Source organism: Actinoallomurus sp. NPDC052308 (assembly GCF_040679195.1).
In the GTDB taxonomy this organism is placed as follows: Bacteria; Actinomycetota; Actinomycetes; order Streptosporangiales; family Streptosporangiaceae; genus Actinoallomurus; species Actinoallomurus liliacearum.
This window is the reverse complement of record NZ_JBFAUM010000020.1, coordinates 106198-115991: the sequence shown is the minus strand read 5'-3', so window position 1 is coordinate 115991 and position 9794 is coordinate 106198. Positions and strand designations below refer to the sequence as shown.

Here is a 9794-nt window from a genome sequence, read left to right as displayed (position 1 = left end):
GGACGGTCGTCCCGGAAGCGTCGGGACTTACGTGGCGGAGCAGTTCTTACTTGGCGCGGCAATTCAGGTACTTGGCGTCGAAGTCGGACTTCAGCGTCTTCGTGGTGGCCTGACGCTGGGTGTCGTAGCTGCCGGCGTTTTTCTTGTCGACCACGAACGAGCCCGAGTCGATGGTGAGACCCGGCTGCCTCATCGTGCAGCCGGTGGACAGCTTCATCAGGGCGTAGGAACCGACGTAGGCCTGACCGACGGGGTTCTGGACGACGGTCGCCGCGACCGAGCCGTCGCGAATGTCGGCGAGCACGGTCGGATCGTCGTCGATCGCGACGACCTTGATCGGCAGATGGGCGTGCTTCACGGCGGCGGCGGAGGCGACCGCGGGGTTGTAGGCGGTGTTGACGATGCCGCTCAGTTGCGTGCCCTTCGCGGCGATCAGGTCGGCGACGGCCTTCTGCGCGGTCTGCAGGTCGGTGTCGATGTCGGTGCGCGTCTCGACGAGCTTGACCTGTCCGTGGGTCTCGGTGACGGCCTGCTGCACGCCGGCCATACGACGCTGGGTGTTGGAATCGGTCTTGTTCCCGGTCAGGTGGACCAGGTTGCCCTTCCCGCCCATCGCGTTGATCGCCGCCTGCGCGGCCTTGTACGCCGCCTGCTGCACGTCGGTGGCGAGGCAGAAGTCGGCGTCGTCGGCCGAGCCCGCCGGGCACGACCCGAGGGAGGCCACGTGGAAGCGCTGACGCTTCAGGCTGCCGAACGTGGTGTTGATGTTCTCCGGCGCGACCCCGAACACCCCGAATGCGTTGTACCCCTGCGCGGCCAGGGACGTGAGGACGTTGTTCTGTTTCGTCTGGTCCCAGCCGGAGTTCTCGTTGAAGGTGACGTCGCCGAGACCGAAGTCGGCCTTGGCCCGGGTGCCGGCCGTCTTCCACGGCTGGAAGTAGGGGTGCGAACCACCGGGAACGAGCGCGACCTTCACCTGCGCCGGCTTCATCGTCGTCGAGGACGCCGTCGCGTCGCTCTTCTTGCTGCAGCCGGTCACCGAGACGGCCAGCGCGAACGTCGCGGCGATCGACGCGAGTCGAACCAAGGGTGACATGACACACCCCTCCTGATCGGGGGATCGTGGATCCTATAGGAAGTTTCGTAGATGTATACTCAGCAACCATGAACCAGGTCAAGGGTCTGCTCGTAGGAAACTCGGCCGCATGACCGGCCGCGCTCGGATCTCTCCGGTACGGCGTTCGACGCTGGGCGACGACGTCTACGAAGCGATCAAGACGCTGGTCATGGAGCACACGCTGGCTCCCGGTGACCGGGTCAACATCGATGCGCTGGCTCGCGAGCTGGAGGTCTCACCGACGCCGGTCCGGGAGGCACTCGCCCGGCTGGAGTCCGACGGGCTGGTCCGCAAACGCGCGCTCGCCGGTTACACGGTGAGCCCGCTGCTGTCCAAGCGGGAGTTCATCGACATGTTCGACATGCGGCTCGTGCTCGAAGGCACGTCCGCGCGGTGGGCCGCCGAACGCGCCGATGACGCGACGCGTGATGCGATCGTCGCCGAAACCGAGCAGGCGGCACCGCTGGACGGTCCGGCTCCAGGCGACCGTGCCTCTTACGCCACCTTCACCGCACTCGACGCGCGCTTCCACGACCTCGTCGCGAGCGCCGCGGACAATCCGCTGCTCCGCGACGGCATCACGCGACTGCACGCGCACCTGCACCTCCACCGGCTCTACTTCCCGTACGCGAAGAGCGGGGCGACCGGCGACGAGCACCGTCGCATCGCGGCCGCGATCCGGGCCGCCGACCCGGACGCGGCGGAGGCGGCCATGCGCGCCCACCTGGTCGAGGGTCGCAAACGTCACCTCGTGGCGTTCGACTGAGCGACGCCCTTCCGGGGGCCGGTCGACTGGCGTCGGTTCTCCCGAACCTTGTCGTCGCCCAGGCGCACCGGTGTTCGCCGGAGAACCCTCGTCGAGACAGCGCGCCCGTGGCCGGCGGACGCGCTCGCGGCCAGTGCAGGGGATCCCGGGTGGTCGCTCCTGAGTGTCCGCCCCCTAAGCTGTGCTCGATGGCCAGGTACTTCGATGTGCATCCGGACAACCCGCAACCTCGGGCGCTCCGTCAGGTGGTCGACATCCTCCGCGCGGATGGACTGATCGTCTACCCGACTGACTCGTGCTTCGCGCTGGGATGCCAGTTGGGCAACAAGGAGGGCATCGACCGGATCAGGGAGATCCGCCGCCTCGACAGCGGCCATCACTTCACCCTGGTCTGCAAGGACTTCGCGCAACTCGGCCAGTTCGTCCAGGTCAGCAACGCGCTGTTCCGCTCGATCAAGGCGGCGACCCCCGGCGGCTACACGTTCATCCTGCCCGCGACCAAAGAGGTGCCGCGACGGCTGCTGCACCCCAAGAAGAAGACCGTCGGTGTCCGGATCCCGGATCACACCGTCACCCAGGCCTTGCTGACCGAACTCGGCGAACCGCTCCTGTCCAGCACCCTGCTTCTGCCCGGGGAGAGCGAGGCCATGACCCAGGGATGGGACATCAAGGAAAGGCTCGATCACGCGGTGGACGCCGTCGTCGACTCCGGAGAGTGCGGCGCCGTACCGACGACGGTGATCGATTTCTCCCAGGACGAGCCCGAGATCCTTCGCCGAGGTGCCGGAGACCCGTCCCGCTTCGAATGACGCGGCCGTCGCCGTCTCGGAAGGACGGGTCGGGACGAGTTCGTTCGGTGGCGGCGTTATGCGGGGTGCCGCCGATGGGCCACGGCGCGCCAGCCGAGCATGAACAGCCCGAGGAAGACGAGCGAGACGAGGATGAAGGTGGCCGCCGTCCCCTGACCGGAGAGGACCCGCAAGGCCATGCCCGCGGCGACGGTCACCAGCCACACGCCGACGCCGGTGCCCGCGAGGGCCGCGGGTCGCCGCCAGGCCCGCGTCACCGACCAGCCGATCAGCAGTCCCGCCAGGAACGGCCAGGCCGTGTTCGCGATCCCGGCGATGGTCTCGCCCTCGCTGTGCCCGGCCCGCCCGATCACCACGAACGCCATCACACAGCACAGATCGAAGATCACCGCAGGTACCGAACGCATGCGCCCAAGCGTATCGGCCGAGCATCGCCGCTCCGGCCCTGGCAGGTGTTGCCGCAGAAGGGCCCCAGCCGGACGCGCGGAGGCGTCCGGCCGGGGCGATCACCAGGTGAACGTGGTGAATGTCGGATACAGGGTCAGTTCTGAGTCCACTTCTGGCTGCTTGCGCCGTTACAGGTCCCGAGGACCATCAGGGTGCCGTTCGCGGTACCGGAGCCGTTCGGGCTCAGGCACAGGCCGGACTGCACGCCGGTGATCGTGCCGTCGGCGTTCAGGTTCCACTGCTGGTTCGCGCCGCCGTTGCAGTCCCAGATGATCGCCCGGGTGCCCACGGAGGTGGCGGCGCCCTCGGCGTCCAGGCACTTGGAGCCGTACACCTGCAGCCGCTTGGACGACGTCGACGTCCACTGCTGGTTGGTCCCGCCGTTGCAGTCCCACAGCTCGACCTGCGTGCCGTTGGTCTGCGAGACGTTCGGTACGTCCAGGCACCGGCCGGACGCCGCGTTGACCAGCGCGGACGTCGTCCCGCCGGTACCGCCGCCCGAGCCGGGGGTGATCTTGAGGTTGTCGAACTGAGCGGTCTCACCCTGGCTGGTCCCCAGGCCGATCTGGCCGGTCCCGTAGGTGGAGTCGCTCACCGAGCCGACCGCGGTGCCGTCGACGATGGCGGTGATGGTGCCGCCGGAGAAGCCGAGGGCGAGGGTGTGCCACCGGTTCGTGCCGAGCGCGGAGGTGGTGCCGCTGCGCAGCGTGGTCCACTGCGCGCTGGTGTTGGAGCGCAGGATGGACCAGGCGCCCGTGTCACCGACCCGCAGGTAGTAGGCGTTCAGCCCGTTCGGGTCGCCTGTGCTCTGCGCGCCGGCGCGGCCGATGACCTCGGCGTACCCCGACTTCTCCAGCAGTACGTCGGAGGAGACGGTGTAGTTGTTCCAGTTGGTGTTGCCCAGCAGTGCGTACGGGTCGGAGATCGGTTTCCACCCGATCGCGGCCTGCGTGCCGGCCTGGCGTACGCACATTCCGGAACGGCCGCCGCCGCAGGTGCTCGTCTCGAACGCGCCCTGCATGTCCATGAGGTACTTGGCCTCGTGGCCGGCGGAGTAGGAGTCGAAGTCGTCGCCGTACGGCAGGTTCAGCGCTCCCTGGGCCGGGCCGGTGGCGGTGCCCTTGCCCTGGCCCGTCGTGGTCGTGACGGTGTAGAGGTAGCCGGGCTGGACGGTCAGGGAGAAGTTCCCGCCGGACGGGGTGATGTCGGCGGTGTGCGCGAAGTAGTCGGCCGGGCTGCCGGAGTTGAGGTTGGTCGCCCACACGTGCACCTGGCCGGTGGACAGGCCGCCGGTGACGTTGAGGTTGAGCGTCTGGGCGCTGGTCGCGTCCATGGTCTCGATGATCGTGCTGTAGTCGGTGTTGTTCGTCGACTTCAGCGATACGTAGCTGCCGTTGTTCCGGTTGCCGCCGATATAGCCGCTGGAAGAGTCGAGGTACTTCCATCCCGGGGCGGTGAACTGGGTGGTGTGCGCCAGCGCCCACGTGTCCTTGCCCACGGAGTAGGAGCCCGACCACGGCTGGTTCGCCAGGATCAGGCCCACGGTCGGCCACGGGATGTTCGGCGTGACCGAGGCGATCAGGTCCCAGTTGAGGTAGGCGGTCATCTTCCCGTCGATGTAGGCCCGGTTGATGCCCCGGGCCAGCGGCGCGGCGCCCCCGTTGTAGTCCTGCGATCCGTTCTCGCTCGACCACAGCACCTTGCCGGAGCTGATGAAGTTCGACGGCACCGAGCACGAGTTCTGCGCGCTCAGATACCCGCATGGATAGTGCCCGCTCAGCACGTCGACGTCGGCGCGGAAGGTGGCGTTGCTCGCGACCTGGTCGGCTCCGACCCAGGCACCCGGGTACTGGTCACCGACGATGAGCTTGACGCCCGAGTAGCCGGCCGAGTTCAGCGCGTTGCGCAGGTTGATCGTCCAGTTGACGTCCCAGAGCTTCTCGTTCTGGGCGGCCGTGAGGTAGTCGATCGACAGGTTGTGCTGTTTGGCGCAACCCAGCCAGGACACCAGATAGTTGATCATGTCGGTGGACAGGAACGTGCCGTTGCCGATCCACCCCGGCGCGCCCCAGGCCAGCCCGACGAGCTTGATGTTGGGATTGCGCGCCTTGGCCTGCTCCATGATCCACCACTCGTAGCCGCGGTCGCAGTTCAGGTCGCCGCGGAAGTGGGAGTGACTGGGTTCGGCGCCGCTGGTGGAGTTGGTGTCACCGCCGATCTCGACCTTCAGGATCTGCAGGGAGGCGCCGTAGCCGGGCTTGAACAGGTAGTCGAGGATCTGACCGCGCTGCGGCTCGGGATAGTCGATCAGCAGGCGGCTGTTGCCGCCGCCGCCGCTGACCGCGCCGACGCCGTCGAACGTCCGGCCGCCCGACGTGCCGTTGATCGTGATCGAGGTGGCCGCCCGGGCCGGCGTCGTCGCGGCGCTCACGATGCCGCTCGCGGCCAGGACGACGCCGACGACCACGAGGATCGAGACTTTCAGTCGCCGGAGCAACCGGCTGGTTCCTGACATCAGGGTTCGTCCCTTTCAGGGTGTGGTTGGGGGACGCCGGCGATCAACTCCGAGTCCACTGCTGGTTGGTGCCGCCGTTGCAGGTCCAGATCTCCACGGCGGTGCCGTTCGCGGTGCCCTTGCCGGTGACGTCAAGGCACAGCCCGGACTCGGTGCCGACGACGGTGCCGTCGGAGTTCAACCGCCACTGCTGGTTGGTGCCGCCGTTGCAGGACCAGATCTCCACCCGGGTGCCCGCGGTGGTGGCGTGGCCCGGCACGTCCAGGCACTCGGATCCGCCGAACACGGTCAGCTGACCGCTCGAGGTCAGTGTCCACTGCTGGTTCGCCTGGCCGTTGCAGTCCCAGATCTGCAGGTAGGTGCCGTCGGTCTGGTTCGCGTTCGGCACGTCCAGGCAGCGGCCGGAGCCGACGCCGCGCAGGACTCCGGTGTCTCCGCCGCCGCTGGACTGGGAGCCGGTGCCCGCGTTCGAGATCACGGACTGGGCGCCCGAGGGCCAGGCACTGTTGCTGACCTGGGTGTTGCCGTAGACCGTGTTGCCGCGGTCACCGTTGTTGATGTTCGTGGTGCCGTTGCTGTACCAGTTGTTGGTCACGGTGAGCGTGCCGGTGTTGTTGTTCGCGTTGGCGTTCATCGTGGCCCAGACGCTGCCGGTGGAGGAGAACACGTTGCCCGTGGCGGTGAAGTACCGCGAGCCCTCGTCGAAGTACAGGCCGAAGTAGCCGTTGGTCCGCAGGCAGTAGTTGCCGCTGATGCGCCCGTTCGGGTTCGCCGACAGTGCGTAGATGCATCCGCCGTCGTTCATCTGCTGCATGACGTCGTGCACGTAGTTGTCGGTGATCTGGTTGTTCGACGCCGTCGTGGCGGTGCTGTAGCGCGGCTGGTAGTTGTACAGGCCGCGGTTCGCGTAGTCGTTGCTGCCGCCGGCGTCGTTGGCACCCCAGCCGAATCCGTCCGAGATGCCGGAGTACGGCATGTTGTAGACCTCGTTGTGGGAGATCGTGGCGTTGGTGACGTATGTCGGCAGGAACGAGCTGCTGTCGCGGTAGTCGACGCCGACGTCGTGCACCGTGTTGTAGCTGATCGTGATGTCTCGGTTGATCATCCGCGAGTCGCTGGGGTGGTGCGCGTCGGCCTGCACGCCGCCGGCCAGGATGGCGCCGGCCGCGTCACCGGTGAAGATCGACTTCGTGACGGTGATGGAGCTGGCGCCCAGGCCGACGCCGCTGGCGTGCGCGTTGGCGTCGTTACCGATGCCCATCGCGATCTGGCCCAGGTTGACGAACTGGTCGCCGCTGAAGGTGATGTGGTCGGCGGCCGAGACCTGCACCGCACCCGGCATCTGGCTCCAGTGCGGCCGGGCGGCCTCGAATTGGGTGCAGCCCGAGTTACACGATCCGAACGCCGGCCATGACCAGTTCCCGGCGAGGTAGCCACCGGTCTGCTGGTCCGCGAAGCCCTGGTTGCTGGAGGGTCCCAGCCAGCTCGTCCCGGTGAAGGTGATGCCGGAGAAGGAGATGTCGTGGGCGGGGGCGTCGTAGGTACCGCCGACGTCCAGCAGCGACTGCAGCCGCGGCAGCTCCACGTCGACGTTGCTCATGTTCTGCCCGGACCGCGGAATGTAGTAGAGGGTGCCGGTGCCGGTGTTGAGATACCACTCGGCGGGTGAGTCGAGGAACTCGTAGGCGTTCTCCAGGTACAGCGGGCCCGCGCGGAACGGGTTGGTGAACGTGTCCCACCCGAAGGTGTTGTTGTTCCAGGCCGGCTGCTGCATCGTGATCTGGTTGCCGCCGATGCTCTGCACGGTCACGTACCGGTCGGTCCAGGAACCGATGGCCTCGACCTCGACGCGGTTCTGGTTCGCCAGGTTGTTCAGGTAGCCCAGGGCGTTATTGGAGAAGTGCAGGCCGCTGCTGTTCGCGGTGAAGTCGGAGCGATTCACCTGGGTGCGGGCCCTGATGGCCGGCACGCCGTCGACGTAGAGCTGCCGGGTGTCGAAGCCGGTCCCCACGGTCGCCTTCCAGATGTTCTTGGACGCGTCGGCCAGGCTCCATCCCGTGACCGCCTGGGCGCCGGTGACCACCGGATGCGCCCCGGAAGCGGCCTGCCAGGTCACAGTGTGACCGCCGGTGCCGGAATCGGCCGCGGTGAACCGCAATGGCGTGGTCTGCCGGTAGACGCCGTCGGCGAGCTGCACCACGATGTCGCCGGACATCCCGCCGTTCATCGACCGCACCGCCGACTGCGCGCCCGCCAGCGAACACGGCTGTGCGGAGGTACAGGCACTGCCGCTACCCGATGGCGAGGCGTAGATCATCGTGACGGCCGCCGAGGCGGGGGCCGCCGGGGACACGAGGGCGAATGCCGCGGCCAGTCCGACGGCGGCGGCTCTGACCGCAGCCATCGGCCTGCGGCGGCCGAACGTGGGTGAGGAAGACATGACGGGATGCCTCTCAGGACAGGGACGGCATTGCTGGTGGCCGCCGATGGTCGACCTGTCGAATCGATTCACTGGGATGGATTTTCGAGCGGATGTTATGACCGGTGATCAAGCGGGTCAATGGTCTTTTCATCGGCTTTCGAACCGATTCGCTGCCGCCGTGTCGTTTCCGAGCCGGGCGGGCGTCACCGGCGTGATGCGCAGCCGGGCCCCTCGCCTTACGCGTGAATCGCGGACCTGGACCGTCGCTTGCGAACCACCACCACCGATGCCTCGCTCAGCGCGGCGCGGGTGCCGGTCCGGTGCTGTTCCGCAGCGAGATCGGCGGAACGAACAGGTGCTGCCTGGGTGGTGCGTCCGGGTCGGTGACGCGTTCGACGAGGAAGTCGACGGCGGTCGCGCCCATGTCCACCGCGGGCACGTCGGCCGCGGTGAGCTGAGGATGGAACTGCTCGGCCCAGTACCGCGCGGCGACGCCGGCGACGGAGAACCGGGCCGGGATGTCCAGCCCCGCATCCTCGAGTGCCCGCTGGACGCCGGGCAGGGCCGCCTCGTTGATCGTCGTGATCGCGGTGATCTCGGGATGGGCGCGGAGGATCTCCTGAACGCACGTCTCGCCCGCGGTCGCATCATCGGCGCAGCAGAACTCGACCCCTTCGACGCCGCAGCGGGCGACGGCATCGGCGAATCCCTCGCGAGCCCGGTGCGCGGGGCCGTAGCCGGAGGCGATGAGCTCGGCCGAGCGGTTGATCAGCGCGATGTGGCGGTGCCCGAGGTCGGCCAGATGGTTCACGCATCGGTCGATGAGCGTCGCGTAGTCCACGTCGATCCAGCACGTCCCCTGTGGCCGCGCGGTGCGGCCGATGGTCACGAACGGCAACCGCAGACCCTGCAGCCGTGTGACGCGGGGGTCGTCCAGGCGGATCTCCATGAGGATCAGACCGTCCACCCGGCGGCCGCCGACGATCCGCTCGAAGGAACGGTCGTGGTCGTCGCGGGACGGCGAGAGCAGCAGGTCGAGGTCGGCGCGGTCGGCGGCCTCCATGACGCTGGCGACGAACTCCAGTTGCATGAACGTCAACCGTCGCCGGGTGGGTGGGACGACCAGGCCGAGCGTGCGGGTGCGGCCCTCCTTCAGCGCCCGGGCGGCGGCGTTCGGGCGATAGCCCAGCTCGTCGATGACCGCCTGGATGCGTTGCCGGGTCGCCTCGGACACGGCGCGCTTGCCGCTGAGCGCGTACGACACGGTGCTGCGCGACACTCCGGAGCGGCGGGCGATCTCCCCGATGTTCATCGAGCTCCTTCGCGGCACCGACACGGTCGGCACAGGTCGTCCAGCCGACCGGCTCATTCGACGGTATGAGGGTAACGAGTCGAATCGTTTCGCCTACCTTCCATGAAGTGTAGTCATCCCACTTCTTGGCGGGCAACGTCGTCGGCCGTGCGTCACGGCCGGTCGGCCCCTCGCCGCGCACGCGCACCGGAGCGATCCGCGGCGTGAAGGCCGGGCCGATGAAAGCCGGTGAAAGCCCGGCGGGCGCCGACGGCCGGGGAGAGCTCCGGGAGCAGGGCGAACTCGGCCTGCTGGTCGCGGTCGTCGACGGCCCACGGTCGGGCGTTGACCTCGCCGAAGCCCGGTCATAGCATCCCGGCGGCTTGTTCGAATCGGTTCGAGTAGCCGCCGGGACTTCGTCGTTCAC

General features: G+C 68.0%; 8 protein-coding genes. 3 read left to right on the top strand and 5 right to left on the bottom strand.

All coding sequences use genetic code 11. The features are described 5' to 3' along the window. Positions 1 to 46 precede the first annotated feature (46 nt). Positions 47 to 1096: a substrate-binding domain-containing protein gene (locus AB0L00_RS33620; protein ID WP_364441199.1), complete on the bottom strand. Its 1050-nt coding sequence runs from the start codon at positions 1094 to 1096 to the stop codon at positions 47 to 49. 109 nt (positions 1097 to 1205) lie between these two features. On the opposite strand from AB0L00_RS33620, the gene AB0L00_RS33615 reads away from it, so the two are divergent. Together AB0L00_RS33615 and AB0L00_RS33610 are read left to right on the top strand one after the other, a co-directional pair. Continuing rightward, positions 1206 to 1883, top strand: a complete 678-nt coding sequence (locus AB0L00_RS33615) for a GntR family transcriptional regulator (protein ID WP_364441197.1) — start codon at positions 1206 to 1208, stop codon at positions 1881 to 1883. Positions 1884 to 2071: 188 nt separating this feature from the next. Continuing rightward, the gene (locus AB0L00_RS33610) at positions 2072 to 2692 is read left to right on the top strand and encodes an L-threonylcarbamoyladenylate synthase (protein WP_364441195.1); all 621 of its coding nucleotides are present in this window, start codon (positions 2072 to 2074) and stop codon (positions 2690 to 2692) included. A gap of 56 nt (positions 2693 to 2748) precedes the next feature. Here AB0L00_RS33610 and AB0L00_RS33605 read toward each other — a convergent pair whose 3' ends face one another. From AB0L00_RS33605 to AB0L00_RS33590, 4 genes are all read right to left on the bottom strand, one after another. After that, entirely contained in the window at positions 2749 to 3099 is a 351-nt protein-coding gene (locus AB0L00_RS33605) for a DUF3054 domain-containing protein (protein WP_364441193.1), read from the bottom strand. Between the two features lie 134 nt (positions 3100 to 3233). After that, positions 3234 to 5654: a ricin-type beta-trefoil lectin domain protein gene (locus AB0L00_RS33600; protein ID WP_364441191.1), complete on the bottom strand. Its 2421-nt coding sequence runs from the start codon at positions 5652 to 5654 to the stop codon at positions 3234 to 3236. 43 nt (positions 5655 to 5697) lie between these two features. Further along, complete coding sequence (locus AB0L00_RS33595) at positions 5698 to 8094, bottom strand: RICIN domain-containing protein (RefSeq protein WP_364441189.1); 2397 nt, start codon at positions 8092 to 8094, stop codon at positions 5698 to 5700. Between the two features lie 277 nt (positions 8095 to 8371). Further along, a complete protein-coding gene (locus AB0L00_RS33590; protein ID WP_364441188.1) occupies positions 8372 to 9388 on the bottom strand; it encodes a LacI family DNA-binding transcriptional regulator in 1017 nt (338 codons plus the stop codon). A 218-nt stretch (positions 9389 to 9606) separates the two neighbouring features. On the opposite strand from AB0L00_RS33590, the gene AB0L00_RS33585 reads away from it, so the two are divergent. After that, positions 9607 to 9738 carry a hypothetical protein gene (locus AB0L00_RS33585; protein WP_364441187.1) on the top strand — a complete coding sequence of 44 codons (132 nt, stop codon included), beginning with the start codon at positions 9607 to 9609 and terminating at the stop codon, positions 9736 to 9738. Positions 9739 to 9794 lie beyond the last annotated feature (56 nt).

Bases quoted from the DNA above. Each gene is read 5' to 3' on its own strand.
- AB0L00_RS33620 (WP_364441199.1), bottom strand. From the start codon at position 1,096: ATGTCACCCTTGGTTCGACTCGCGTCGATCGCCGCGACGTTCGCGCTG.
- AB0L00_RS33615 (WP_364441197.1), top strand. From the start codon at position 1,206: ATGACCGGCCGCGCTCGGATCTCTCCGGTACGGCGTTCGACGCTGGGC.
- AB0L00_RS33605 (WP_364441193.1), bottom strand. From the start codon at position 3,099: ATGCGTTCGGTACCTGCGGTGATCTTCGATCTGTGCTGTGTGATGGCG.
- AB0L00_RS33585 (WP_364441187.1), top strand. From the start codon at position 9,607: ATGAAAGCCGGTGAAAGCCCGGCGGGCGCCGACGGCCGGGGAGAGCTC.
- AB0L00_RS33590 (WP_364441188.1), bottom strand. From the start codon at position 9,388: ATGAACATCGGGGAGATCGCCCGCCGCTCCGGAGTGTCGCGCAGCACC.
- AB0L00_RS33610 (WP_364441195.1), top strand. From the start codon at position 2,072: ATGGCCAGGTACTTCGATGTGCATCCGGACAACCCGCAACCTCGGGCG.
- AB0L00_RS33600 (WP_364441191.1), bottom strand. From the start codon at position 5,654: ATGTCAGGAACCAGCCGGTTGCTCCGGCGACTGAAAGTCTCGATCCTC.
- AB0L00_RS33595 (WP_364441189.1), bottom strand. From the start codon at position 8,094: ATGTCTTCCTCACCCACGTTCGGCCGCCGCAGGCCGATGGCTGCGGTC.